The sequence below is a fragment of the Pseudomonas kermanshahensis genome (genome assembly GCF_014269205.2).
In the GTDB taxonomy this organism is placed as follows: Bacteria; Pseudomonadota; Gammaproteobacteria; order Pseudomonadales; family Pseudomonadaceae; genus Aquipseudomonas; species Aquipseudomonas kermanshahensis.
This window is the reverse complement of the sequence record NZ_JABWRY020000001.1, coordinates 5,174,397-5,199,001: the sequence shown is the minus strand read 5'-3', so window position 1 is coordinate 5,199,001 and position 24,605 is coordinate 5,174,397. Positions and strand designations below refer to the sequence as shown.

Sequence of the window (24,605 nt, the reverse complement as noted above, 5' to 3'; positions counted from 1 at the left end):
TGCGGTCTGCCTGTGGCGACCGCCTGGATGGGATGATGAAACTTCTGCGCCTTCCATTTGCGCTGTTGATGACGGGCCTTTTGGGGCTGGGCGGATGCAGCATGCATCAGCCGGTTGCCTTGTACCAGCTCGACAGCGGTGATCCTGGCCAGCCGTCGCAAAGCGCGGGCATGGCCGTGGTGCTCGGCCCGGTGTCGGTTGCCGATTACCTGCAACGCGAGACGTTCCTGCAGCGTCAGGCCGATGGCAGCCTGAGTTCGGCGACCGACGGTCGTTGGGCGGGCAGCCTCTCGTCGGACATTGACCAGTTGCTGGTTCGCCAGCTGGCCTGGCGCCTGGACAGCCAGCGCGTGGTCCTGGCACCGGCAACCGCTGGCTTCAGCCCGGACGTGCAAGTCCTGCTGTCGATTACCCGCCTGGATTCTGGCAAGGACCAGCCGGCGATTCTCGATGCCCAATGGCGTCTGCTCGACCGTCGTGGCCATGTGCGCGACAACCGCATCGTTCACCTCGAGCAGCAGCACGAGGGTAGCGAGGCGTCGCAGGTGCAGGCGCAAGGGCAATTGCTGCAAAAGCTGGCTGAACAATTGAGCACGGCGGTCAAACCGTTGGCCAATCAGCCTGCCATTGCCGAAGAAGCGCCGAAAAAGCCAGCTGCACCGGTACAGGTGAAGAAGGCGCCGGAGAAATCCAAGATCCCGATGGCTTCGCCGATCCGTACCGATATGGAAGTCTATCGGTTCTGATGGTTCCGCCAGATACGAAAAAGCCCGCACATGTGCGGGCTTTTTCGTATCTGCTAGGTGATCGCTGTAGGAGCAGCCTTGCGCTGCGAAGAGGCCGGGGCTGGCAATGCATCTCTGTTGTTAGGGCCGGCCCCTTCGCAGCACAAGGCTGCTCCTACAATCAGGCTCGACGCTCGTGCATCCGCGCCAGTTGCCGTTCCAGCATCGACGGGTAAGGCTCCATCAGCCGCTCCACGCAGCACGCGCCTTCTGGGCTGGCAATCGGGCGAATCCGCGCGCGCTGACGAATCAGTGCGTCGTCGCTGATCTGACGCTCCACCAGCAACAGGTTGCGGCTGTGCTGCGACAGTGCCAGGGCATCCTGGGCTTTTTCAGCCATCAGCAGGTCGACAAGCTCCAGCCCGTGCAGGTCGTTACCCAGGGCCAGGCCCAGCTGCAGTTGCAGGGTAATGCCGCTGTCCGCGACTTCGATCTGCAAGGCATGGCCCAGTGCGCGCAGCAGCTCGCCACAGCAGATCGCATTGGTCAGGTAGTCCTCGCCACAGTCGCGGCTGTGGAACAGCACCAGAGTACTGCCGTCGTTGAGCGTGTGGGTTTCGCCCTCATACAGTGAGGCGGCATGCTCCAGGCAGTCGCGGTAGCGCTCCAGCAACTCGGTCAGGCGCGTGCGCGGCAGGCGGCGCAATTGCTCTTGCGAGCCGAGCTGCACGGCCAGCACTGCACTGTTTTGCGGCTCGTCAGACTCGAACGGCACCGCCTTCGGGGCGCTGTCCTCGTTGTCGAGCAACCCGGCGAAGGCTTCATCGTCCTCGTCGTCTGCCTGGGCGACAACCTTGGCGCGCGGGGCAGCCTTGGGGGCCGGTGGGGCTTCGTGCAGGTGCTCGAAAGTGTCTTCGTCGTCCTCGTCTTCTGGCTCTGGCTCTGGTGGCGGCGGCGGGGCCAGGCGAGTGTGCAACTGGCGGGCGATGTCACCGATCTCGTCCTGACGGTCGGTGGCCGGGGTGTAGGGGTGCGGGTCGCGCAGCCAGACACGCAGTTGCAGCAGCGGCAGGGTGATATGGCGGGCCTGGCGCAGGCTCAAGCTCAGTGCCAGGGCCAGCAGGATGGCGGCGAGGATGCCCATGCTGTGAAGGCTGATCAACATCGGCTGCTGGAACTGGCCCATGTCCAGGCTGATGCGCAGCTGCCCGGCGGTGACGTCCTGGAAGGTGATCTTGGTCTGGTACAGGCCTTCGGCCTCGCCCAGCAGGCTGTTGCGCGGGCGCTGGCCAGCTTCGGCAAGGATGCGGTTGTCCACGCTGTAGATCGCCGCATGGGCCACCAATGGGTTTTTCACCAGGTTACCCAGCAGCACGTTGAGGCTGAGGATGTCGTTGGACACCAACAGCTCCGTGGCCGACGTGGCCGTCTGCGTGGTCAGGCTTTGGCCGAGCGCATCCGCCTGCTCGTGCATGGCCTGCTTGAACTGCAGGCCCATCACGCAGGCATAGATGACCAGTGCCAGCGCCACCAGGAAAATGTTGGTGAAGGCGATGCGCAGCGCCAGAGGGACGCGACGTTGACTCAGGGCACGATAGATCATCAGGAAGAAGTTGTCTGGCTTGACGGGGGTGGGCCGGTTCACAGCGCTCGGCTCTTAATGGCATAAAAGTGAGGGGCAGTATAGCGACCCCGGTTTTTTCGGCAAAGTATCGTTCGCGCCCGATGGTCACGGAAAATCGGTAGAATGCGCATTTTTCATCGAAGTCGGAGTCCGGTCTTGCGCGAAATCGTCCTGATCAACATCACAGGTGAAGACCGTCCCGGTCTCACCGCGGCCATCACCGGCGTCCTGCTGCAGGGTGGTGTGAACATCCTCGACATCGGCCTGGCGGTCATGCACGGCACCTTGTCGTTCGGCATTCTGGTCGATATCCCGGACAACGAAGTGGCCACCAACCTGCTGCAAAGCGTGCAGGCCAAGGCCCATGAGCTCAATCTGCAGGCACGTTACACGCCGATTTCCGAGGCTGATTACCAGCATTGGGCCGATGGCCACGGTGAGGCGCGTCATATCGTCACCCTGCTCAGTCGCAAGATTACCCCAGAGCAGCTGCAACGGGTCAGCGCGGTCATCAGCCAGTACGGCCTGACCATCGAGCGCATCGAGCGACTGTCTGCCCGTGTGGGCCTGGATGCCGACACCGAGAAGGGCAAGGCGGCTGTCGAGATTTCCGTGCGCGGCGAGCCGAGCGATGCCCAGGCCTTGCGTGCAGACTTCTTCGCCCTGGCTGAAGCGTTGAGCATCGACATCGCCTTCCAGAAGGACGACTTGTTCCGTCGCAACCGCCGCCTGGCGGTGTTCGACATGGACTCGACGCTGATCGAGGCCGAGGTCATTGACGAACTGGCCAAGGCCGCCGGCGTCGGCGAGCAAGTGGCTGCAATCACTGAGCGGGCCATGCGCGGCGAGCTGGACTTCCGCGCCAGCTTCAAAGAGCGCATGGCGTTGCTCAAGGGCCTGGACGTGGGCGTGCTGGATGAGATCGGTGCCTCGCTGCGCCTGACCGAAGGTGCCGAGAACCTGTTCGCCGAGCTCAAGCGCCTGGGCTACAAGACTGCGATTCTGTCGGGTGGCTTTACGTACTTCGCCCGACAGGTGCAGGCGCGCCTGGGCATCGATTACGTGTTCGCCAACGAGCTGGAAGTGGTCGACGGCAAGGTAACTGGCGTGGCCGTTGAACCTATCGTCGATGCGCAGCGCAAGGCTGAGCTGCTGCAGCAGTTGGCCAGCGAAGAGGGCTTGCAACTGGACCAGACCATCGCCGTGGGTGATGGTGCCAATGACCTGCCGATGCTGTCCTTGGCAGGCCTGGGCGTGGCGTTCCGTGCCAAGCCGCTGGTACGTCAATCGGCCAAGCAGGCGATTTCGACCCTGGGGCTGGACGGTGTGCTGTACCTGCTGGGGCTGCGTGACCGCGACGCGCGCGGCTGATTCGAGTTTTGGGGCTGCTTTGCAGCCCTGATCTCTGTAGGAGCAGCCTTGCGCTGCGAAGAGGCCGGTGAAGCGGCGAAGATTTAGCTGTCTTCGCTGGCCTCTTCGCAGCACAAGGCTGCTCCTGCAGGGGCATGTGTACTTGCTGGCCTCAGGCTTCGGCAGGCGCTGCCAGTAGCTGCCCCATGCGCACCGCCGAACCGGCACCCAGGCTTTCTGCCCACTTCACCTGCTCTGGCCCGAACAGCACGATGGCGGTCGAACCCAGTTTGAAGCGGCCCAGCTCGGCGCCTTTTTCCAAGTGGATCGGCGCGCGGCTGCCTTCGTCGTAACGGAAGGTCTTCAGCTCACGCTTGGGCGGGGTTACCAAACCGGCCCAGACCGTCTCGATCGAGGCGACGATCATCGCACCTACCAGCACCACGGCCATCGGCCCACGCTCGGTGTCGAACAGGCACACCACACGCTCGTTACGGGCAAACAGCTCGGGGACGTTTTCTGCAGTGGTCTGGTTCACCGAGAACAGGCGGCCCGGCACGTACACCATCTCGCGCAGGGTGCCGGCCAGCGGCATGTGCACACGGTGGTAGTCCTTCGGCGACAGGTAGATGGTGGCAAACTCACCGCCCATGAACGGCGCAGCCATGGCTGGATCGCCGCCCAGCAGCTCTTGCGCGCTGAAGCCGTGGCCCTTGGCCTGGAAGATGCGGCCGTGCTCGATCGGGCCAAGCTGGCTGACCGCGCCGTCGGCCGGGCACAGGATGGCACCGGGCGTTTCGTCCAGCGGACGGGCGCCGGGCTTCAGGGCACGGGTGAAGAAGGCGTTGAAGTGTTCGTAAGCGCTCAGGTCTTCGACCAGGGCCTCGGACATGTTCACCTGGTAGCGCTTGGCAAACCAGGCGGTGAAGGCATTTTTGAACCAGCGTGCACGGCACTCGGCAATGCAGCCGGCCAGCCGCGACAGCAGGTGGTGCGGCAGCAGGTACTGGCTGATGATGAACAAACGGGATTTCATGCAGGTTCCTTAGACTTCTACAGGCGTGTCCGGGTGGTTGCCCCATTCGCTCCACGAGCCGGCGTAGGCCTTGACGCGTGGGTAGCCGAGGGATTTGGCCACCAGGTAGGTGAAACCGGAGCGGCGGTGGGTCTGGCAGTGGGTGATCACTTCCTTGTCGGGGGTGATGCCCAGCTTTTCGAGGACGTCGGCGATGTCCTGGCGGATGCGCAGGTGGTCATTGAGGTCCATGCCGGCAGTCCACTCGAAGTTGATCGCGCCGGGAATATGACCGCCTTTGGCCGCCAGAACCTTCTCGCCGCTGTATTCCTGCGGGCCGCGGGCGTCCCAGATGACCAGGTCATCGGCGCCCAGGCGGCTTTGCAGGTATTCGCGGGTGGCGGTTGGCTCGCCATGCACGTGCAAGCGTACGGGCGTGTTCGCCGGCGCCGGTACGTCGGTCACCAGCGTGTCTGCCGGCCAGGCCTGGATACCACCATTGAGGTAGTGGTAAGCCTTGTGGCCGATCACGTCGAGCAACCAGATGAAGCGCCCGGCCCAGCCGCCGCCTTCATCGTCATACACCACATAGACGGCGTCGTCGCGGTGGCCGAGTTCGCTGAACAGTTTTTCCAGATCGCCCAAGGCCGGCAGCAGGCCGGGCGCAGGAGGCTGGCCCAGCTGGGTGCGCTTGCCCTCGACGAAGCGTGCGCCGGGGATATGGCCGCTGACATAGCGGTTGGCGCTGCTCAGGTCGACCAGGATCAGCTGTGGCGAATCCAGGCGCGGCAGCAGGTCTGCGGCTTCGATCACCAGGGGCAGGCCGGAAAAGTCAGTCATCCACGGTCTCCAGTGTGGAAAGAGGGGCGATTGTAGCGCAAGGCTCAGCCCTTGCGGTTGGCAAACACCGACAGCGCGCGCTCGATGCATTGCGCGGTTTTACCAAAGGCTTGCACGCTGATATCGGCCAATGGCCGGCAGCCCTGGTCGGCCACCATCAGCATCAGCACCTGATCGTTTACCGCCAGCGAGCGCAGCAGCACGTGCTCGCTGCGGAACAGGGCGCGCAGCGGGGCGGGCAGCAGGGCCGAGAACTGGCTGTGGTTTTCCGGGGTGATGCGCAACTGTCCGGCCTGGGCCATCAGCTTTTGCAGCAGTTTGTTTTGCGACACCTGCAGGGCCAGGGCTCCGGCTTCTTTGGGCAAGCCGGCGGTCTGTTGCACGCGCAAGTAGTCGCTGGCCTTGTCCAGGCTCAGCAGCAGGATGCGTTGCATGCCGCAGGCCAGTAGGGCTTCGCGGGCCTGGGTGGCCAGGTGCACGGTATTGGTGAACGGGCTGGGCTGGGCCAACAGGTCCTGGCACAGCTTGCGCCAGCGCGCCAGGTCGTCGCTACTGGGCGGTGGTGGGGCTAGCATGTCCGGGTGCGGGCGGCGCTGGTGCCAGGGCCAGATCAGTGCTTCCGCCGGGTGGAACAGGGCATGCCTGGCGTGGCGGCGGGCGCTGGCCGCAGCCTGCTGGTGCACTTGCTGCTGCACGTCTTCCAGCGAGGTTTGCAGGTAGAGCGCAGTCAGCAGCTGCCAACGCAGCAGGTGCGGGTTGTCCCAGCCCACCTGCGCCGCCAGCGCAAGGTTGTTGGCCAGCAGCACGGTGTTGGCCGGCTGGTTGAACCAGCGGCGCAGGCCCGGCTCGGCATCCAGGCGGTGTTGCTGGCTGAGCAGGTCTTCGTCGCGGGCGATACTCAGCACCTGGGCCAGTTGTTCGCGTTCTTCCAGCAGCAGGCGGTAACCCTGGGTTACCCACTGCGGCAAGCGCCAGTACTCCGCCATGGTCCGGCACAGCGCCATGATGCGCACGCCAAACAGTTCTTCTTCTACCTGTGCGGCGTCCTCGCCTTTGTGGATAACCCGCAGCTCCCAGGTGTCGAGCAGCTTGGGGTAGGCCAGTGCCAGCGGCCACAGGGGTGACAGGAACAGCAGGCTGCCCCAGTGAATTTCCTGCCACAGCCGTGCCAGGCGGCTGGCGAACAGGCCGCTGGCCTGCTGCGAAGCGTGCTGGCTGATCAGCTGGAACTGGCTGAGCACTGGCGGGATTTCTTCGACGGGCACGGAGGGCAGGCGCTTGAGCAACTGCTCGGTGCGGGCCAGGCCCAGCCGGTTAAGGGCGATTTCCAGGCTCTCGGCAGGCTCGGCCTGGCTGGCGTTGGTCGGGTGATTGGCCTCACGCAGCACGGAAAGCACCAATGCCGGGCTGTCCTGCATCAGTTCGGCGATATCGCGCAGCGAGCGGCGGCTGTCATTGATGGCAGCGATTACCCGGTCGTGACTGTGCTTCGGCACGGGGATGCGGACACTCTCCAGCAGCTTTACCCAAGCCTCTAACGTACGCGGCGGCTGAGCGGGCACCTTGGTTTCAATTGGCATTTTGACATCAGTCCGAACTGGCTTTTCGCTTTGAGTGGCTATAGTCTGGCGCAGTTCTGCCGATAAGTAGAAGAAGAGTTTTAAAGCTCCCAGTCTCATACCCCGACCACGACAGCAAGTGCTTTGAACCTATGGCTAAAATTATCGGCATCATCGTCGTATTCGCGAGCGTGCTCGGCGGATACGTGCTCTCCCACGGCAAGATTGCGGCGCTGATCCAGCCGTTCGAAGTACTGATCATCGGCGGTGCGGCCTTCGGTGCATTCTTGCAGGCCAACCCTGGCCACATGACCATGCACGTCATCAAGAAGTCGATGAAGATGTTCGGGTCGCGCTTCTCCCATGCCTTCTACCTGGAAGTGCTGGGCCTGGTGTACGAGATCCTCAACAAGAGCCGTCGTGAAGGCATGATGGCCATCGAGAGTGATATCGAGGACGCCGCAGCCAGCCCGATCTTCGCCAAGTACCCCACCGTGCTGGCGGATGAGCGCATGACGGCGTTCGTCTGCGACTACTTGCGCATCATGTCCACCGGCAACATGGCCCCGCACGAGCTCGAAGGCTTGTTCGACATGGAGCTGCTGAGCATGAAGGAAGAGCTCGAACACCCCTCCCACGCGGTGACCGGCATTGCCGACGGCATGCCCGGCTTCGGTATCGTTGCGGCGGTACTGGGTATCGTGGTGACCATGGCCTCGCTGGGCGACGGCGACCAGGCGGCCATCGGCATGCACGTCGGTGCGGCGTTGGTCGGTACGTTCTTCGGTATCTTGGCGGCCTATGGCTTCTTCGGCCCCTTGGCCAAGTGCCTGGAGCACGATGCCAAGGAAGAGCTCAACCTTTATGAGTCGATCAAGGCCTCGCTGGTCGCGTCGGCCTCTGGCATGCCGCCATCCCTGGCTGTGGAATTCGGGCGCAAGGTGCTCTACCCGAAACACCGCCCAAGTTTTGCCGAGCTGGAACAAGCGGTTCGCGGTCGCTGAGTCATGGAAAACAATCAGCCGATCATCATCAAGCGCGTCAAGCGCTTCGGCGGCGGCCATCATGGCGGCGCCTGGAAAATCGCCTTTGCCGACTTCGCCACGGCGATGATGGCGTTTTTCCTGGTGCTGTGGCTGTTATCCACAGCCACCCCCGAGCAGAAAATCGCCATTGCCGGTTACTTCCAGGACCCGATCGGCTTCTCCGAGAGTGGCACGCCCTACGTGATCGACCTGGGCGGCTCGCCCGAGATGGCGCCGGAAAAGACCATCAACCCTGAGGTGAAGACCGAGCCGACACAGGAGTCCACGGTTCAGCTGAACAAGGACCAGGTCGAGACCATGGCCGAACAGGTCGAGCGCGAGCGCCTTGAGCTGTTGCTGCAGGAACTGCAGAACAAGGTCGAAGAAAACCCGCAACTGCAGAAGTTCAAGGACCAGATCCTGTTCGAGATCACCCAGGACGGTTTGCGTATCCAGATTATGGATGCCGAGAACCGGCCGATGTTCGACCTCGGCAGTGCGCGTCTGCAGCCGTATTTCGAAGACATCCTGCTGGCCATGGCCGACACCATCAAGGCGGTGCCGAACAAGATCAGCGTCAGCGGCCACACCGATGCCAAGCCGTTCGCCGGCACCGGTGAGTTCGGCAACTGGGAGTTGTCGGCCAACCGTGCCAACGCGGCGCGGCGTGCGCTGGTTGCCGGGGGCTATCCGGATGGGCAAGTGGCCCGGGTGGTGGGTTATGCGTCGTCGTCGTTGTTCGACCGCAAGAACCCGTTCAACCCGGTCAACCGGCGTATCGACATCATCGTGCTGACCAAGAAGGCCCAGCGTGACATCGAAGGTGAGCAGGCTGCGCCCGAAACGCCTCCGGCCCAGCCAGCACCGCCTGCCGGCGCCGCGCCAGGGGCTTCTTCGGCCCCCGCTGTGCCGGGCGCAGAGCAAGCGCCGATGCAGCCACGCGAGCTGCGTCAGAAGCTGAACATCTTCGAAGATGGCACGCTGAAGATGGACGAAGCCAAGGAGCAGTAAGTGACTGGGGCCGCTCTGCGGCCCATCGCTGGCAAGCCAGCTCCCACCCGAACTATGTAGCCTCCAAGTCAAGCGCCGCACCTGTGGGCGCTGGCTTGCCAGCGATGAGGCCGGAACAAGCACCGCAAGACAGTTGCTCCCACAGGGGTTGTGGGAAGCTCAGGCCCACACCCTATCTGTGGGAGCCGGCTTGCCGGCGATGGGGCGCGTAGCGGCCCCAATGCATTCAGAACCCCCGGCGGATCTTGGCTTTGAGGTCGGCATGAAAGTAGTCGGCATTATCCCGGTCAGCCCCTAACCCTCGCCCTGGCGGCAATGACATGGCCCGCTCGAACGTGCGCTCATCGTGATACGCACGCACGAACAGGTCGATGTGCGGGCGCTCGCGCATGATCGGCCATCTGCCCAGGCACTCAGGCAGTGTGCCTGGCCCTTTGCAATAGAAACTCACCCGGCGGCAGCCCATTGCCGCAGCCCCCAGCAGCCAGGCAGTCCACCATTGTTCACCGACGCTGGCCGGCAACACGCCGACCCAATGGGTGGCATCGCTCATCTGCTGGCAGAAACTGCCATAGAGGTCATCGCGGGTCTGCCCATCGCTGTCGTATTGCACCAGCTGGGTGGGGATGCCTTCGAGCAGCAGGCGCTCATTGAGGATGAACGCGTCGAGCCGCTCTTCGTGGCGGTAGCTGATAAGAACCGGCATGGCGGTTGCCCTCCCTGATAGAAGCCATGACCATCAGCGAAAGCAGGAGAAGGGGCAATAGATGACGCTAAAACCGGAGCGGTCTTACGCGCTCCGGTAATATTTCCTACAAATCAGGCGGGTTAGTAGCTGTCTTCCGGCAGGCTGGCGATGATCGAGCGGTAGCTGTTCATGCGTTGCTGCTTGATCCGGCCTTCGTCCAGCGCCTTGAGCAGCGCACAGCCCGGCTCGCGGTCATGCTTGCAGTCGCGGAAGCGGCAGGTGCCGAACAGGTCGCGGAACTCGATGAAGCCCCCTTCCACGTCATCGCGGCTGACATGGCCCAGGCCGAACTCGCGAATACCCGGCGAGTCGATCAAGTCGCCGCCGTTGGGGAAGTGGTAAAGGCGCGCGGTGGTGGTGGTGTGCGTGCCTTGGCCCGACCATTCGGACAGGTCGCCGACGCGGGTGTCGGCAGCGGGCAGCAGGCTGTTGACCAGCGACGACTTGCCCACGCCCGACTGGCCGACGAACACGCTGATGTGCCCGTCCAGCATCTGCTGCAGGCGTTGCATGCCGTCACCCTGGTGGGCCGAAACCTCCAGCAGCGGGTAGCCGAGTTCGCGGTAGACCTCGAGCAGCGCGTGCAACGCCGGGGCGTTCTCGTCGTTGATCAGGTCGGCCTTGTTCAGCAGCAGCAACGGGCGGATGCCGGCGTGTTCGGCGGCTACCAGGTAGCGGTCGATCAGGTTCGGGTGGGGCTCGGGGGCTGGCGCGAAGACGATCACGATCAGGTCGACGTTGGCCGCCACCGGCTTGAGCTGGCCGTGGTTGTTTGGCCGGCACAGCTCGGTGCTGCGCGGCATCTGCGCGACGATAACGCCGATGCCCTGGTTGCCCGCCCGCCAGACCACGCGGTCGCCGGTGACCAGCGCAGGCAGGTTGGCCCGCAGGTGGCAGCGGAAGATCTGCCCAGCCACGTCGCCGTCCTGGGCCTCGACTTCGACCTGCACGCCAAAGTGCGCGATCACCAGGCCCAGTTGCTCTGGCCCCAGGTCGCCGCCTTCCAGCTCCTGCAGCGTGTGCTGCTCGCGTTTGGCGGCGCGAGCGGCGCGCTCGTTCTGGATTTTTTCGATACGCCAGTTTTGGCGACGATTGAGCTGGCGTTTGGCCATGAAGATTCCGTGCTGGGACAGATTGAAAACGGCAGGCAGTTTAGCACGCCGGGCGCCCGACCATTCTGCTTACCTTTGCACGGTGCGCCGCACATGCGCCCGCCGCACTCGCTAGGCTACTATGACGGCCTATACGAGGAGCCCCTGCATGCAAAATCCACAGAACCTGATCTGGATCGACCTGGAAATGACCGGCCTGGATCCGGACAGCGACGTCATCATCGAGATGGCCACGATTGTCACCGACAGCGATCTGAACACCCTGGCCGAAGGCCCGGTGATCGCCATTCACCACAGTGACGAAGTGCTGGCGCGCATGGACGAATGGAATACCCGTACCCACGGCGGCTCGGGCCTGACCCAGCGTGTGCGCGAGAGCAAAGTCAGCATGGCCGAGGCCGAGGCCCAGACCATCGCCTTCCTCGAGCAATGGGTGCCCAAGGGCAAGTCGCCGATCTGCGGCAACAGCATCTGCCAGGACCGCCGGTTCCTGTATCGCCACATGCGCAACCTGGAAAACTACTTCCACTACCGCAACCTCGACGTCTCGACCCTTAAAGAGCTGGCCGCACGCTGGGCGCCGAATGTGCGCGACAGTTTCAAGAAGGGCGGCACCCACCTGGCGCTGGACGATATCCGCGAGTCGATTGCCGAACTGCGCCATTACCGCGAGCACTTCATCAAGGTGTGAAGCGTGAGGGCGCAGATATTGTGTCTGTGCCCTCTTTTGGTGCCCTGGGCAACTGGTTAGACTGCGCGCCTTTCTCGCACGGACTCGCACCATGTTGTTGATGCTCTACCTCATTGCCATCACCGCTGAAGCCATGACCGGCGCGTTGTCTGCCGGCCGCCGCGGCATGGACTGGTTCGGCGTGGTGCTGATTGCCTGTGTCACGGCCCTGGGTGGCGGCTCGGTGCGCGACGTGCTGCTCGGGCATTACCCGCTCACCTGGGTCAAGCACCCTGAGTACCTGGTGCTGACCAGTTGCGCGGCACTGCTGACGATTTTCATCGCCCCCATGATGCGCCGCTTGCGCTCGATGTTCCTGGTGCTAGACGCCCTGGGGTTGGTGGCCTTTACCTTGATCGGTTGCATGACGGCGCTGGAGATGGGGCAGGGCATGCTGGTGGCGTCGATCAGCGGCGTGATCACCGGGGTATTTGGGGGGATCTTGCGCGATATCTTCTGTAACGACATCCCGCTGGTGTTCCGTCGCGAGCTGTATGCCAGTGTGTCGTTCGCGGCGGCGTGGTTCTATCTGGGTTGTGTGCACTTCCAGTTGCCAGCAGAGCAGGCCATGTTGCTGACCTTGTTTGGCGGGTTTCTGCTGCGCTTGCTGGCGATCCGGTTCCACTGGGAAATGCCCAAGTTCCACTACAACGACCAGCAATAGAGCCGCCTTCAGGTGCGACGCGGTCACTGTGGGAGCGGGTTTACTCGCGAAGCAGGCACCGCGGTGTAGGGCACCGGCTCCGCCGGTGCTCGCGGGTGAACCCGCTCCCACAGGGATGGCGTGGCTACTGGATACCGTGCCGTTCCAGCGCCCACTCCACATGCTCGCGCACCAGTGCCGAGGCATCCTCGCGCCGTGCCTTCAGGGCCTCGATCACCGGGATCGTCGAAGGCGCATTACCCAACCCCACGGCCAGGTTACGCAACCAGCGCTCATACCCCGCGCGCCGCAATGGCCCGCCTTCGGTCTTGCGCAGGAAGGTCTTTTCGTCCCACAAGAACATCTCGGCCAGCTCGGCATTTTCCAACCCATGGCGCGGCTGGAAGTCCTGCTCCTGCGTGGGCCGGGCAAAGCGGTTCCATGGGCAGACGATCTGGCAGTCGTCGCAACCAAACACCCGGTTGCCCATCATCGAGCGCAACTCGACGGGGATCGCCCCCTTGAGCTCAATGGTCAGGTAGGAAATGCAGCGCCGGGCATCCAGCACATAAGGCCCGACAAAGGCTTTGGTCGGGCAGATGTCCAGGCACGCCTCGCAACGCCCGCAGTGCTCGCTGGTGTGCGCGTCGTCAACCGGCAACGGCAGGTCGACGAACAGCTCGGCCAAAAAGAAGTAGCTGCCGGCCTTGCGATTGAGCAGCAGGGTGTTCTTGCCGATCCAGCCCAACCCGGCTTGCTCGGCAATCGCCTTTTCCAGCACCGGGGCGCTGTCGACGAAGGCCCGGTAGCCGAACGGGCCGATGGCTTCCTGGATGCGATCGGCCAGGTGCTGCACGCGCTTGCGCACCAGCTTGTGGTAGTCGCGGCCAAGGGCGTAACGCGATACGTAGGCCTTTTCCGGCTGGGCCAGGCGTTGCGCCATCTGCGTGTCGCCGGGCAAGTAATCCATGCGCAGCGAGACCACCCTTACCGTGCCGGGGATCAACTGGTCGGGGTGTGCGCGTTTGCCATCGTGAGCGGCCAGGTATTCCATCTCGCCCTGATAGCCGGCTTCTAGCCAGCGCTGCAGGTGCTTTTCGTGCTCGCCAAGGTCCACCCCGGCGATGCCAACATGGGCAAAACCGAGTTCTTGGCCCCAGATTTTGATGGATTGGGCCAGGGCGGGGAGGTCAAGTGTGCAAGCGGACATGGATGGGCAGGCAATACGGGCTCAGGTGCGTATAATTCTGCCAGACATTGGAGCCTTTGACCCCATGCCCCAGACCAAACAACCCGCGCATGCCCCGCAACTGCTCAGCAGCGTGACCGTCGCGCACCTGCCGGCAAGGCCTGCGCATGCCCATAAAAGTGACTTCGGCCATGTGCTGGTGGTTGGCGGCGACCTGGGTACGGGCGGTGCGGTGCTACTGAGTGCCGAAGCCGCGCTGCGCTGTGGTGCCGGGTTGGTCAGCGTGGCGACGCGTCCTGAACATGTCGGCGCATGCCTGGCCCGCCTGCCGGAAGCCATGTGCCTGGGCGTGAGTTCGGCCAATCAGCTGATGGGCGTGCTGGAGCGCGCCTCGGTGCTGGTGGTCGGCCCGGGGTTGGGGCAGGCGGCGTGGGGCCGTAGCCTGTTGTCGGCAGTGGCCAACGCTGAGCAACCGCAGGTCTGGGATGCCGATGCCTTGAACCTGCTGGCGCGCACGCCCCTGGCCCTGCCCAGCGGTAGCATCCTCACCCCGCACCCGGGGGAGGCGGCGCGGTTGCTGGGGATTTCCACCGAGGCCGTGCAAGCCGACCGCCCAGGGGCTGCGCGCAAGCTTGCCCGCCGCTATGCCAGCGTCTGCGTGCTGAAGGGTGCCGGTACCCTGGTGGCCGACCCGAGCGGGCAGTTGGCGCGGTGTGACCGTGGGCACCCGGCCATGGCCGGCGCCGGCCTGGGCGATGTGTTAACCGGCGTGCTGGCGGCGCTGCTGGCTCAAGGCTTGGGGGCCTGGGAGGCCGCCTGCTTGGGGGCGTGGCTGCATGCCTGTGCGGGCGAGCGCCTGGGCGTCAAAGGTAGAGGCCTGGCAGCCAGTGATCTGGCGCCGGTCATTCGTGAGTTGTTGGAGGAGCATTCTGCGTGTCTGGCTTAACCCTGTTTCTGGCCGATGAAGCGGCCATGGTCGCGTTTGGTGCGCGGCTTGCCGAAGTGACCGGCGGTCATGGCGTGATTTTTCTCGAAGGTGACCTGGGGGCGGGCAAGACCACGCTCTCACGTGGCCTGATCCGTGGCTTGGGCCATACTGGTGCAGTCAAGAGCCCGACCTTTACCGTGGTCGAACCGTACGAGATGGGTGAGGTGCGTGCTTTCCATTTCGACCTGTATCGCCTGGTCGATCCGGAGGAGCTGGAGTACATGGGCATACGTGACTACTTCGAGGGCGATGCGCTGTGCCTGTTCGAGTGGCCACAAAAGGGTGCGGGCGTTTTGCCAAAGCCTGACCTGACCATTACCATAAGCCCCCAAGCGAGCGGACGCTCGCTGAACCTTTCGCCGCAGGGGGCTCGCGGCGAGGCTTGGTGCGTTGCACTGGGCAAACACTAAAACTGTAAGTGGGGTAGGTATGCGCATACGCGCACTGGTCGCCATCGTTGGGCTGCTGCTGACAACGGTGACCGTTGACGCTCTGGCCGTCACTCAAGTCAAGAGCATGCGCCTGTGGCGCGCGCCGGACAACACGCGGCTGGTCTTCGACCTGTCTGGCCCCGTGCAGCACAGCGTCTTCACCCTCAGCGCTCCAGACCGCTTGGTCATCGACATCAATGGTGCGACCCTGGCTGCGCCGTTGAACGTAGCGACGTCCAACACGCCGATCAGCAGCGTGCGTTCGGCCCAGCGTACGCCTACCGACCTGCGCGTGGTGGTCGACCTGAAAAAGTCGGTCACGCCCAAGAGCTTCACCTTGGCGCCCAATGCCCAGTACGGCAACCGCCTGGTGGTCGACCTGTACGACCAGGAAGCCGACGCCGTCGCTGCCAGTACACCGCCCCCGCCGCCGACGCCCGTGCAAACGCCGGTGACCACGCCTGCGGTGCCGGTGAGCCCGGCCCAGCCGGCCATCAAGCTGCCACCGGTGCCCAGCGGCAAACGTGACATCGTGGTCGCCATCGACGCCGGCCACGGCGGCGAGGACCCGGGCGCTTCCGGCTCGCGCGGCCAGCATGAAAAAGACATCGTCCTGCAGATCGCTCAGGAGTTGCAGCGCCAGATCAACAGCGAGAAAGGCTTCCGCGCCGAGCTGACCCGCACCGGTGACTACTTCATCCCGCTGCGCAAACGCACCGAAATCGCCCGTAAGAAGGGTGCCGACCTGTTCGTCTCGATCCACGCCGACGCCGCGCCTTCCAAGGCCGCCTTCGGTGCCTCGGTCTTTGCATTGTCCGACCGTGGCGCCACGTCCGAGACCGCACGCTGGCTGGCCGACACGGAAAACCGCTCCGACCTGATCGGCGGCGCCGGCAACGTCAGCCTCGACGACAAGGACCGCATGCTCGCGGGCGTGTTGCTCGACCTGTCGATGACCGCCACGCTCAGCTCCAGCCTCAATGTGGGCCAGAAGGTACTGGGCAACATGGGCCGCATCACCTCGCTGCACAAGCAGCGTGTGGAGCAGGCAGGCTTTATGGTGCTCAAGTCGCCGGATATCCCGTCGATTCTCGTTGAAACCGGGTTTATCTCCAACGCCAACGAAGCCGCCAAGCTGGCTACCCGCAGCCATCAGCAGGCACTGGCCCGCTCGATCCATACCGGCGTGCGCCAGTTCTTCCAGCAAAACCCACCGCCGGGCACTTACATTGCCTGGCTGCGCGACACCGGCAAGATCGCGGCCGGCCCACGTGAACACACCGTGCGCCCGGGTGAGACCTTGGCCATACTCGCGGTGCGCTATCAGGTCAGCGTGGCCAGCCTGCGCAGCACTAACAGCCTCAAGACCGATGAGCTGAAAGTCGGCCAGCGTCTGGACGTGCCGGCCACTACCCTGGCTTCGCAGCAATGAGTGGTGGTTCACGCATCCAGCTGCTCAGCCCGCGGCTGGCTAACCAGATTGCCGCGGGGGAGGTGGTCGAGCGCCCGGCCTCCGTGGCCAAGGAGTTGCTGGAAAACAGCCTCGACTCCGGTGCCCGGCGCATCGATGTCGAAGTCGAGCAAGGTGGTGTCAAGCTGCTGCGGGTACGCGACGATGGCGGCGGGATTTCTGCCGATGACCTGCCGCTGGCGCTGGCCCGTCACGCCACCAGCAAGATCCGTGAACTGGAAGACCTCGAAGGTGTACTGAGCCTGGGTTTCCGCGGTGAGGCCCTGGCCTCGATCAGCTCGGTGGCGCGCCTGACCCTGACGTCGCGCACGGCCAATGCCAGCGAAGCCTGGCAGGTCGAGACCGAAGGCCGCGACATGACCCCGCGCGTGCAACCGGCAGCTCACCCGGTGGGTACCTCGGTCGAAGTGCGTGACCTGTTCTTCAATACCCCGGCCCGGCGCAAATTCCTCAAGGCCGAGAAAACCGAATTCGATCACCTGCAGGAAGTCATCCGTCGCCTGGCCCTGGCCCGCTTCGATGTCGGCTTCCACCTGCGCCATAACGGCAAGAGCATCCTCAGCCTGCACGAGGCCCACGATGAAACCGCACGTGCGCGGCGTGTCGGCGCCATCTGCGGGCCGGGCTTCATGGAGCAGGCGCTGCCCATCGATGTCGAACGCAACGGCCTGCGTTTGTGGGGTTGGGTGGGGCTGCCGACCTTTTCGCGGAGCCAGGCCGACCTGCAGTACTTCTTCGTCAATGGCCGGGCAGTGCGCGACAAGCTGGTCGCCCACGCTGTGCGCCAGGCTTACCGGGACGTGCTGTTCAATGGCCGGCACCCGACCTTTGTGCTGTTCCTCGAACTCGAGCCCAACGGCGTGGACGTCAACGTGCACCCGACCAAGCACGAAGTGCGCTTCCGTGAAGGGCGTTCGGTGCATGACTTCCTGTATGGCACCTTGCACCGCGCCCTGGCCGACGTGCGCCCCGAGGACCAACTGGCTGCGCCCGCTGCGGCTGCCGACATCGTCCGCCCCAGTGGCCAGCAGGCCGGTGAGTTTGGCCCTCAAGGCGAGATGCGCCTGGCCTCGCCGGTGCTTGAGCAGCCTCGTGCGCCGCAGTTCTCGATTTCCAATGGCGGCAGTGGCTCGGGCTATCAGTCCCAGTACAGCCCGCGTCCGTCGCAGCTGTTGCCGGCGGCTGAGTCGCAGGCGGTGTATCGCGAGTTCTACAAGCCGCTGAGCGATGTCGCGGCTGCACCTTCGTCGCTGCCGGAAAGCCAGGGCGACATTCCACCGCTGGGTTATGCCCTGGCTCAGCTCAAGGGCATCTACATCTTGGCCGAGAATGCTGTCGGCCTGGTGTTGGTGGACATGCACGCCGCGCATGAGCGGATCATGTACGAGCGGCTCAAGGTGGCCATGGCCAGCGAAGGCCTGAGCGGTCAGCCGCTGCTGGTGCCTGAGTCGTTGGCCTTGAGCCAGCGCGAAGCCGACTGCGCCGAAGAGCACGCCCAATGGTTCCAGCGCCTGGGCTTCGAGTTGCAACGGCTGGGCCCCGAGACCCTGGCGATCCGGCAGATCCCGGCGTTGCTCAAGCAAGCCGAGGCCAACCGCCTGGTGCAGGATGTGCTCGCCGACCTGATGGAATACGGCACCAGCGACCGCATTCAGGCGCACCTCAACGAACTGCTCGGCACCATGGCCTGCCACGGCGCCGTGCGCGCCAACCGGCGCCTGGCCATCCCCGAAATGAACGCACTGCTGCGCGACATGGAAAACACCGAGCGCAGCGGCCAGTGCAACCACGGCCGACCGACCTGGACCCAAATGGGCCTGGACGACCTGGACAAACTTTTCCTGCGCGGTCGATGACATGAGCGGCAAGCCCCCAGCAATATTTCTCATGGGCCCGACGGCGGCTGGCAAGACTGACCTTGCCATCGAGCTGACCAAGGTCCTGCCCTGCGAGTTGATCAGTGTCGACTCGGCGCTGGTCTACCGTGGCATGGACATCGGTACCGCCAAGCCTTCCAAGGAGCTGCTGGCAGCACACCCGCACCGGCTGATCGACATTCTCGACCCGGCCGAAAGCTATTCTGCCGCGCACTTTTGCACCGATGCCTTGCAAGCCATGGCGGAAATCACTGCACGGGGCAAGATCCCGCTGCTGGTGGGTGGCACCATGCTGTATTACAAGGCCTTGATCGATGGCTTGGCTGACATGCCGCCGGCCGACGCCAGCGTGCGTGCCGAGCTCGAAGCACAGGCCCGCGCGCTAGGCCTGGTCGAGCTGCACCGCCAGTTGGCCGAAGTGGACCCTGAGTCGGCGGCGCGCATCCATCCGAATGACCCCCAGCGGCTGATCCGTGCACTTGAGGTTTGCCGGGTGAGCGGCGAGAGCATGACGGCTCATCGCCAGCGTCAATTCGCGGAAAGTCGCGGCGCAGACGCAGGCGCGGGCGGACATTTGCCCTATACTGTCGCGAGTTTGGCGATCGCTCCTACAGATCGTCACATTTTGCATCAGCGAATTGCGTTACGATTTTCGCAGATGTTGGAACAGGGCTTCATCGACGAGGTCCGATCGCTGCGAGCCAGAAGTGACTTGCACGCCGGGTTGCCGTCTATACGGGCAGTGGGGTACAGGCAAGTCTGGGACTACCTCGACGGCAGGCTAAGTGAGAATGAGATGCGAGAACGCGGTATCATTGCCACTCGCCAGCTGGCCAAGCGGCAGTTCACCTGGTTGCGCGGTTGGTCTGACGTGCACTGGCTTGACAGCCTCGCCTGCGACAATCTGTCCCGCACCTTGAAATACCTGGGAAGCGTCTCCATATTGAGCTGAGTCCCTGCTAATTGCCGTCTATTCTTGCGAAGGGGCGGCCTAATTTATCGATTTTCTTGATTTTCTATTATTTATCCTTACAGGAGTGCGGCATATGTCAAAAGGGCATTCGCTACAAGACCCTTACTTGAACACTTTGAGAAAAGAAAAGGTTCCGGTTTCCATCTACCTGGTCAACGGGATCAAGCTGCAGGGCTCGATCGAATCTTTTGACCAGTTCGTCGTGCTGCTGAAGAACACTGTCAGCCAGATGGTCTACAAGCACGCTATTTCGACCGTGGTTCCAGCACGTCCGGTTCGCCTGCCAAGCCCGTCCGATTCCGAACACGGTGACAGCGAGCCAGGCAACGCCTGATAGGAGCCTGCATTGTTCTTTGAGCGCCACGGTGGTGGTGAACGGGCGTTGCTCGTTCACTTGGAAGGTCAGAACCCTGAGGCGCGCGAAGACCCGCAGGAGTTTCAGGAGTTGGCATTGTCGGCCGGGGCGGACATCGTCTCGCTGGTGACTATTACACGGCATCAGCCTACGGCCAAATACCTGATTGGTAGCGGCAAGGTCGAAGAACTACGCGACCAAGTCAAAGCCGATGAGGTCGATCTGGTGATTTTCAATCACACCCTCACGCCCAGCCAGGAACGCAACCTCGAACGTGTCTTCGAGTGTCGCGTGCTTGATCGCACCGGGCTGATTCTCGATATCTTCGCCCAGCGGGCGCGTACCCATGAAGGCAAGCTGCAGGTCGAACTGGCCCAGCTCGAGCACATGAGCACGCGACTGGTACGCGGCTGGACTCACCTTGAGCGGCAAAAAGGCGGTATCGGCCTGCGCGGCCCGGGTGAAACACAGCTTGAAACCGACCGCCGCCTGCTGCGGGTACGCCTGCGTCAGATCAAGGCACGCCTTGAGAAGGTGCGCAGCCAGCGCGAGCAGGCCCGTCGCGGCCGACGCCGCGCCGATATCCCGTCGGTTTCGCTGGTGGGTTACACCAACGCCGGCAAGTCCACCCTGTTCAACGCCCTGACCCAATCCGAGGTCTACGCCGCCGACCAGCTCTTCGCCACCCTCGACCCGACCTTGCGCCGGCTCGAGCTGAACGACCTTGGGCCGATCGTGCTGGCCGACACTGTCGGCTTCATTCGTCACCTGCCGCACAAGCTGGTCGAGGCTTTTCGGGCTACGCTCGAAGAGTCGAGCAACTCTGACCTGCTGCTGCATGTGATCGACGCGCATGAGCCCGACCGCATGGAGCAGATCGAACAGGTGTTGGCGGTATTGGGCGAGATCGGTGCCGAAGGCTTGCCGATCCTTGAGGTCTATAACAAACTCGACCTGCTCGAAGATGTCGAGCCGCAGATCCAGCGCGATGCCGATGGCAAGCCGGAGCGGGTCTGGGTATCGGCACGCGATGGGCGTGGCCTGGAGCTGGTTGGCCAGGCGATTGCCGAGTTGCTGGGGGATGATCTGTTTGTCGGTACCCTGTGCCTGGAGCAGCGTTTTGCCCGCTTGCGCGCGCAATTCTTTGCCCTGGGTGCCGTGCAGAGTGAAGAGCATGATGAAGAAGGGCGCAGCCTGCTGAGCGTGCGACTGCCCAAGGTCGAGTTGAATCGTCTGGTCAGCCGCGAAGGCATGGAGCCGCAAATGTTTGTCGAGCAACACACTTTGCAATAAATGCTCGACGAGGTCGCCGGGCAGCAGTGACAGGCATTCTGTAGCATTGGACGGCGCGCCGTGGGCGCGTCTTTGCTTTATCAGATGGAGAGCGCTATGGCTTGGAACGAGCCGGGTGGCAACTCGAACAATCAGGATCCCTGGGGCGGTCGCCGTGGTGGCGGCGGCGGTGGTGGCGATAAAAAAGGCCCGCCGGATCTGGACGAGGCCTTCCGCAAACTGCAGGACAGCCTGAACGGCATGTTCGGCAGCGGCAAGAAACGTGGCGGCGGTGACCGCAATGTCGGCAAGGGTCGCGGCTACGGCCTGCTGGGCATCGGCCTGGCGGTGTTGGCTGCCATCTGGCTGTACAGCGCCGTGTACGTGGTCGACGAGCAGGAGCAGGCCGTAGTGCTGCGCTTCGGCAAGTACTATGAGACGGTCGGTCCCGGCCTGAACATCTACTTCCCGCCCATCGATCGCAAGTACATGGAAAACGTCACGCGTGAGCGTGCCTACACCAAGCAGGGGCAGATGCTGACCGAAGACGAGAACATCGTCGAGGTACCGCTGACCGTCCAGTACAAGATCACCAACCTGCAGGACTTCGTGCTCAACGTCGACCAGCCAGAGGTGAGCCTGCAGCATGCGACCGACAGTGCCCTGCGCCATGTGGTGGGTTCCACCTCCATGGACCAGGTGCTTACCGAAGGCCGTGAGCAGATGGCCGTGGATATCCGCGAACGCCTGCAGCGCTTCCTCGACAACTACCGTACCGGTATCACCGTCACCCAGGTCAACGTACAGAGCGCGGCAGCCCCGCGTGAAGTGCAGGAAGCCTTCGACGACGTGATCCGTGCGCGCGAAGATGAACAGCGTGCCCGCAACCAGGCCGAGTCCTACGCCAATGGCGTGGTGCCAGAAGCCCGTGGTCAGGCCCAGCGCATCATCGAGGACGCCAACGGTTACCGCGATGAAGTGATCGCTCGCGCCAAGGGTGAGGCAGACCGCTTCAGCAAGCTGGTGACCGAGTATCGCAAGGCGCCGGACATCACCCGTCAGCGTCTGTACCTGGAAACCATGCAAGAGGTCTACAGCAACTCGAGCAAGGTCATGGTGGCTACCAAGGACGGGCAGAACAACCTGCTCTACCTGCCACTGGACAAGATGGTCGAAGGCAGCCGCAACACGTCCGTACCGGCCAGCGGTGTATCTGCGTCGGCCAACGATGCGGCCGCGCGTGCGGCGCAGGACCTGCAACAGCAACAACAGCCGCCGCGCACTAGGGAGAGCCGCTGATGAGCAATAGATCGCTGATCGCCCTGATCGCCGCTGTGGTGCTGGCCGTCGTGGCCTGGAACTGCTTCTACATCGTGTCGCAGACCGAACGTGCCGTACTGCTGCAATTCGGCCGTGTGGTTCAGGCTGATGTTCAGCCAGGCCTGCATGTGAAGGTTCCTTACGTGAACCAGGTGCGCAAGTTCGACGCCCGCCTGATGACCCTTGATGCGCCGACCCAGCGGTTCCTGACCCTGGAGAAGAAAGCGGTCATGGTCGACGCCTACGCCAAGTGGCGCGTCAAGGATGCCGAGCGCTTCTACACCGCCACTTCCGGCCTCAAGCAGATCGCCGATGAGCGTCTGTCGCGTCGTCTGGAAAGCGGCCTGCGTGACCAGTTCGGTAAGCGTACCCTGCACGAGGTGGTTTCCGGTGAACGTGACGCGCTGATGGCTGACATCACCGCTTCGCTGAACCGCATGGCTAACAAAGAGCTGGGTATCGAGGTCATCGATGTGCGCGTCAAGGCCATCGACCTGCCGAAGGAAGTCAACCGCAGCGTGTTCGATCGTATGAGCACCGAGCGTGAGCGTGAAGCCCGCGAGCATCGCGCCAAAGGTAACGAGCTGGCCGAAGGTATCCGTGCGGATGCCGATCGTCAGCGCCGTGTACTGCTGGCCGAAGCCTACCGTGAAGCTGAAGAAACCCGCGGTGACGGCGACGCCCAGGCGGCTGCCATCTACGCCAAGGCCTACAGCCAGGACGCTGATTTCTATGCGTTCCACCGTAGCCTGCAGGCGTACCGCGAGAGCTTCTCGAGCAAGAGCGACGTGCTGGTCCTGGACCCGAAGAACGAGTTCTTCCGCTTCCTGGACAAGAGCAAGCCTTGATGCTCTGAGCCCGTTTTCATTGGGGCTACGCCCCGCCTGGCAGCTAAAACACCAGGCGGGGTGCATCCTGAATGAAAAGGGGTGTATGATGAGGCAGCCGGGAAATTTCCCGGCTTTTTTGCGTCTGCAAGGTTGATTGGCAAGCCGCCAGTTGACGGTTTGGTCAGCGCGCAAGGCAATTCGAGGGTATTGGGTACGGTGGCTGCGCTGGGATCAGTGCTGCCCGCTGCTGTGCGCGATACCTGCTTTACTGACGGCTCGCCACAGGCAGGCCGCCCGGACCAGAGGGGAAATGGCGTAATGGCAACGGTAGACCGCTGGCTGCTGCCAGATGGCATCGAGGAAGTACTGCCACCTGAGGCTGCGCGCATCGAGATCGCGCGTCGCCAGGTGTTGGACCTGTTCCAGAGTTGGGGCTACGAACTGGTCGTCACCCCGCATATCGAGTACCTGGAGTCGCTGTTGACCGGCGCCGGCCAGGACCTGGATCAGCGCACCTTCAAGGTGGTCGACCCGCAGTCCGGTCGCCTGATGGGCTTCCGCGCCGACTTCACCCCGCAGGTGGCGCGTATCGACGCCCACACCTTGCGCCGTGAAGGCCCGAGCCGCCTGTGCTATGCCGGCAGCGTGCTGCATGCTCAGCCGCGTGCTCTGTCCACCTCGCGCAGCCCGATCCAGCTCGGTGCCGAGTTGTACGGCGATGCCAGCCCCACCAGCGATGTCGAAGTCATCAGCCTGATGCTCGCCACGCTGCAACTGACGGATGTCGCGGACGTGCACATGGACCTCGGCCATGTCGGCATCTACCGTGGCCTGGCGCGTGCCGCTGGCCTGTCGGGCGCGGTCGAGCAGCAGCTGTTCGACGCCCTGCAGCGCAAGTCGGTCGACGAAGTACAGGCACTGACCGCCGACCTGCCGAAAGACCTGGGCAACATGCTGCGCGCCCTGGTCGAGCTGTGCGGTGGCCGTGAAGTGCTGGCCGAAGCCCGCGTGCGCCTGGGCCGTGCCCCGGCCAGCGTGCTGGCGGCGCTGGACGACCTGCTGGCGATCGCCGATCGCCTGGCGTCGCGCTACCCAGACCTGCCGTTGTACTTCGACCTCGGCGAGCTGCGTGGCTACCACTACCACACCGGCGTGGTGTTCGCCGTGTTCGTGCCGGGCGAAGGTCAATCGATCGCCCAGGGCGGCCGTTATGACGATATCGGCGCTGATTTCGGCCGGGCACGCCCGGCCACTGGATTCTCCACGGATTTGAAGACCCTGGTCACACTGGGGCGAGCGGAGGTCGTATTGCCAACTGGCGGCATCTGGATGCCCGACAGTGGTGACGCGGCCCTCTGGCAGCAGGTCTGCCAGTTGCGCAGCGAGGGCCAGCGTGTGGTTCAGGCTTTGCCTGGCCAGCCGTTGAGTGCTGCTCTCGAGGCGGATTGTGATCGGCAATTGATTCAGCAAGACGGGCGCTGGCAGGTACTGCCGCTGACCCATTGAGTTTCTGCGTC

23 protein-coding genes are annotated in these 24,605 nt (G+C 63.5%); 16 read left to right on the top strand and 7 right to left on the bottom strand.

The genetic code is table 11. The features are described from left to right. Positions 1–35 precede the first annotated feature (35 nt). Entirely contained in the window at positions 36–746 is a 711-nt protein-coding gene (locus tag HU764_RS23330; RefSeq protein WP_027592513.1) for a PqiC family protein, read from the top strand. A 160-nt stretch (positions 747–906) separates the two neighbouring features. Here HU764_RS23330 and HU764_RS23325 read toward each other — a convergent pair whose 3' ends face one another. After that, positions 907–2,370, bottom strand: coding sequence for an AhpA/YtjB family protein (locus HU764_RS23325; protein WP_186702398.1), 1,464 nt, complete (start codon positions 2,368–2,370; stop codon positions 907–909). 135 nt (positions 2,371–2,505) lie between these two features. Here HU764_RS23325 and serB point away from each other — a divergent pair, with 135 nt between their 5' ends. Beyond that, the gene (serB, locus tag HU764_RS23320; protein WP_172961381.1) at positions 2,506–3,720 is read left to right on the top strand and encodes a phosphoserine phosphatase SerB; all 1,215 of its coding nucleotides are present in this window, start codon (positions 2,506–2,508) and stop codon (positions 3,718–3,720) included. A 151-nt stretch (positions 3,721–3,871) separates the two neighbouring features. Here the strand turns inward: serB and asd are convergent, their stop codons facing one another. Genes asd through HU764_RS23305 form a run of 3 tightly spaced genes read right to left on the bottom strand, consistent with a single transcriptional unit; the run spans position 3,872 to position 7,134 of the window. Further along, a complete protein-coding gene (gene asd, locus HU764_RS23315) occupies positions 3,872–4,735 on the bottom strand; it encodes an archaetidylserine decarboxylase (protein WP_099430587.1) in 864 nt (287 codons plus the stop codon). 9 nt (positions 4,736–4,744) lie between these two features. After that, positions 4,745–5,554, bottom strand: a complete 810-nt coding sequence (locus tag HU764_RS23310) for a rhodanese-like domain-containing protein (RefSeq protein WP_027592517.1) — start codon at positions 5,552–5,554, stop codon at positions 4,745–4,747. Between the two features lie 44 nt (positions 5,555–5,598). After that, the gene (locus HU764_RS23305) at positions 5,599–7,134 is read right to left on the bottom strand and encodes an HDOD domain-containing protein (protein ID WP_186702397.1); all 1,536 of its coding nucleotides are present in this window, start codon (positions 7,132–7,134) and stop codon (positions 5,599–5,601) included. A 131-nt stretch (positions 7,135–7,265) separates the two neighbouring features. Between HU764_RS23305 and motA the strand changes: the two genes are divergently transcribed. Both motA and motB read left to right on the top strand, forming a co-directional pair. Then, positions 7,266–8,117 carry a flagellar motor stator protein MotA gene (gene motA, locus HU764_RS23300; protein WP_027592519.1) on the top strand — a complete coding sequence of 284 codons (852 nt, stop codon included), beginning with the start codon at positions 7,266–7,268 and terminating at the stop codon, positions 8,115–8,117. Between the two features lie 3 nt (positions 8,118–8,120). After that, positions 8,121–9,149 (top strand): flagellar motor protein MotB, encoded by a 1,029-nt coding sequence (gene motB / locus HU764_RS23295; RefSeq protein ID WP_027592520.1) that lies wholly within the window; start codon positions 8,121–8,123, stop codon positions 9,147–9,149. A 226-nt stretch (positions 9,150–9,375) separates the two neighbouring features. Here motB and HU764_RS23290 read toward each other — a convergent pair whose 3' ends face one another. Next, on the bottom strand, positions 9,376–9,855 hold the full coding sequence (locus tag HU764_RS23290; RefSeq protein WP_027592521.1) for a hypothetical protein: 480 nt from the start codon (positions 9,853–9,855) through the stop codon (positions 9,376–9,378). 122 nt (positions 9,856–9,977) lie between these two features. Further along, positions 9,978–11,009, bottom strand: coding sequence for a small ribosomal subunit biogenesis GTPase RsgA (gene rsgA / locus HU764_RS23285; RefSeq protein WP_186702396.1), 1,032 nt, complete (start codon positions 11,007–11,009; stop codon positions 9,978–9,980). A 148-nt stretch (positions 11,010–11,157) separates the two neighbouring features. Here rsgA and orn point away from each other — a divergent pair, with 148 nt between their 5' ends. Further along, positions 11,158–11,700, top strand: coding sequence for an oligoribonuclease (gene orn, locus HU764_RS23280; RefSeq protein WP_085272301.1), 543 nt, complete (start codon positions 11,158–11,160; stop codon positions 11,698–11,700). Positions 11,701–11,791: 91 nt separating this feature from the next. Beyond that, positions 11,792–12,403 (top strand): trimeric intracellular cation channel family protein, encoded by a 612-nt coding sequence (locus tag HU764_RS23275; RefSeq protein ID WP_027592524.1) that lies wholly within the window; start codon positions 11,792–11,794, stop codon positions 12,401–12,403. 124 nt (positions 12,404–12,527) lie between these two features. On the opposite strand, the gene queG is transcribed toward HU764_RS23275, so the two are convergent. After that, positions 12,528–13,592 carry a tRNA epoxyqueuosine(34) reductase QueG gene (gene queG / locus HU764_RS23270; RefSeq protein WP_027592525.1) on the bottom strand — a complete coding sequence of 355 codons (1,065 nt, stop codon included), beginning with the start codon at positions 13,590–13,592 and terminating at the stop codon, positions 12,528–12,530. Between the two features lie 64 nt (positions 13,593–13,656). Between queG and HU764_RS23265 the strand changes: the two genes are divergently transcribed. The 10 genes from HU764_RS23265 (at position 13,657) to HU764_RS23220 (ending at position 24,594) form a co-directional block, all read left to right on the top strand. Further along, positions 13,657–14,517 carry an NAD(P)H-hydrate dehydratase gene (locus HU764_RS23265; RefSeq protein ID WP_027592526.1) on the top strand — a complete coding sequence of 287 codons (861 nt, stop codon included), beginning with the start codon at positions 13,657–13,659 and terminating at the stop codon, positions 14,515–14,517. Continuing rightward, positions 14,505–14,969 carry a tRNA (adenosine(37)-N6)-threonylcarbamoyltransferase complex ATPase subunit type 1 TsaE gene (tsaE, locus tag HU764_RS23260; RefSeq protein ID WP_027592527.1) on the top strand — a complete coding sequence of 155 codons (465 nt, stop codon included), beginning with the start codon at positions 14,505–14,507 and terminating at the stop codon, positions 14,967–14,969. Before HU764_RS23265 ends, tsaE begins: the two co-directional genes overlap by 13 nt. Positions 14,970–14,988: 19 nt before the next feature. Continuing rightward, on the top strand, positions 14,989–16,422 hold the full coding sequence (locus HU764_RS23255; RefSeq protein WP_186702395.1) for an N-acetylmuramoyl-L-alanine amidase: 1,434 nt from the start codon (positions 14,989–14,991) through the stop codon (positions 16,420–16,422). Further along, entirely contained in the window at positions 16,419–18,317 is a 1,899-nt protein-coding gene (gene mutL, locus HU764_RS23250) for a DNA mismatch repair endonuclease MutL (protein WP_186677358.1), read from the top strand. Before HU764_RS23255 ends, mutL begins: the two co-directional genes overlap by 4 nt. Position 18,318: 1 nt before the next feature. After that, on the top strand, positions 18,319–19,290 hold the full coding sequence (gene miaA / locus HU764_RS23245) for a tRNA (adenosine(37)-N6)-dimethylallyltransferase MiaA (RefSeq protein ID WP_186702394.1): 972 nt from the start codon (positions 18,319–18,321) through the stop codon (positions 19,288–19,290). Positions 19,291–19,384: 94 nt separating this feature from the next. Further along, a complete protein-coding gene (gene hfq / locus HU764_RS23240; protein WP_003258160.1) occupies positions 19,385–19,645 on the top strand; it encodes an RNA chaperone Hfq in 261 nt (86 codons plus the stop codon). A 12-nt stretch (positions 19,646–19,657) separates the two neighbouring features. Continuing rightward, a complete protein-coding gene (gene hflX, locus HU764_RS23235) occupies positions 19,658–20,959 on the top strand; it encodes a ribosome rescue GTPase HflX (protein WP_027592531.1) in 1,302 nt (433 codons plus the stop codon). Between the two features lie 96 nt (positions 20,960–21,055). After that, complete coding sequence (gene hflK, locus HU764_RS23230) at positions 21,056–22,237, top strand: FtsH protease activity modulator HflK (protein WP_186702393.1); 1,182 nt, start codon at positions 21,056–21,058, stop codon at positions 22,235–22,237. Then, positions 22,237–23,106 carry a protease modulator HflC gene (gene hflC / locus HU764_RS23225; RefSeq protein ID WP_186677364.1) on the top strand — a complete coding sequence of 290 codons (870 nt, stop codon included), beginning with the start codon at positions 22,237–22,239 and terminating at the stop codon, positions 23,104–23,106. The genes hflK and hflC overlap by 1 nt, the downstream gene beginning before the upstream one ends. Before the next feature lie 300 nt (positions 23,107–23,406). Next, positions 23,407–24,594, top strand: a complete 1,188-nt coding sequence (locus tag HU764_RS23220) for an ATP phosphoribosyltransferase regulatory subunit (RefSeq protein WP_027592534.1) — start codon at positions 23,407–23,409, stop codon at positions 24,592–24,594. The last annotated feature ends 11 nt before the right edge of the window (positions 24,595–24,605 follow it).

Bases quoted from the DNA above. Each gene is read 5' to 3' on its own strand.
- mutL (WP_186677358.1), top strand. From the start codon at position 16,419: ATGAGTGGTGGTTCACGCATCCAGCTGCTCAGCCCGCGGCTGGCTAAC.
- HU764_RS23310 (WP_027592517.1), bottom strand. From the start codon at position 5,554: ATGACTGACTTTTCCGGCCTGCCCCTGGTGATCGAAGCCGCAGACCTG.
- queG (WP_027592525.1), bottom strand. From the start codon at position 13,592: ATGTCCGCTTGCACACTTGACCTCCCCGCCCTGGCCCAATCCATCAAA.
- HU764_RS23220 (WP_027592534.1), top strand. From the start codon at position 23,407: ATGGCAACGGTAGACCGCTGGCTGCTGCCAGATGGCATCGAGGAAGTA.
- orn (WP_085272301.1), top strand. From the start codon at position 11,158: ATGCAAAATCCACAGAACCTGATCTGGATCGACCTGGAAATGACCGGC.
- miaA (WP_186702394.1), top strand. From the start codon at position 18,319: ATGAGCGGCAAGCCCCCAGCAATATTTCTCATGGGCCCGACGGCGGCT.
- hflK (WP_186702393.1), top strand. From the start codon at position 21,056: ATGGCTTGGAACGAGCCGGGTGGCAACTCGAACAATCAGGATCCCTGG.
- hflC (WP_186677364.1), top strand. From the start codon at position 22,237: ATGAGCAATAGATCGCTGATCGCCCTGATCGCCGCTGTGGTGCTGGCC.
- HU764_RS23255 (WP_186702395.1), top strand. From the start codon at position 14,989: ATGCGCATACGCGCACTGGTCGCCATCGTTGGGCTGCTGCTGACAACG.
- rsgA (WP_186702396.1), bottom strand. From the start codon at position 11,009: ATGGCCAAACGCCAGCTCAATCGTCGCCAAAACTGGCGTATCGAAAAA.
- HU764_RS23275 (WP_027592524.1), top strand. From the start codon at position 11,792: ATGTTGTTGATGCTCTACCTCATTGCCATCACCGCTGAAGCCATGACC.
- HU764_RS23305 (WP_186702397.1), bottom strand. From the start codon at position 7,134: ATGCCAATTGAAACCAAGGTGCCCGCTCAGCCGCCGCGTACGTTAGAG.
- asd (WP_099430587.1), bottom strand. From the start codon at position 4,735: ATGAAATCCCGTTTGTTCATCATCAGCCAGTACCTGCTGCCGCACCAC.
- motB (WP_027592520.1), top strand. From the start codon at position 8,121: ATGGAAAACAATCAGCCGATCATCATCAAGCGCGTCAAGCGCTTCGGC.
- HU764_RS23265 (WP_027592526.1), top strand. From the start codon at position 13,657: ATGCCCCAGACCAAACAACCCGCGCATGCCCCGCAACTGCTCAGCAGC.
- HU764_RS23290 (WP_027592521.1), bottom strand. From the start codon at position 9,855: ATGCCGGTTCTTATCAGCTACCGCCACGAAGAGCGGCTCGACGCGTTC.
- motA (WP_027592519.1), top strand. From the start codon at position 7,266: ATGGCTAAAATTATCGGCATCATCGTCGTATTCGCGAGCGTGCTCGGC.
- hfq (WP_003258160.1), top strand. From the start codon at position 19,385: ATGTCAAAAGGGCATTCGCTACAAGACCCTTACTTGAACACTTTGAGA.
- HU764_RS23330 (WP_027592513.1), top strand. From the start codon at position 36: ATGAAACTTCTGCGCCTTCCATTTGCGCTGTTGATGACGGGCCTTTTG.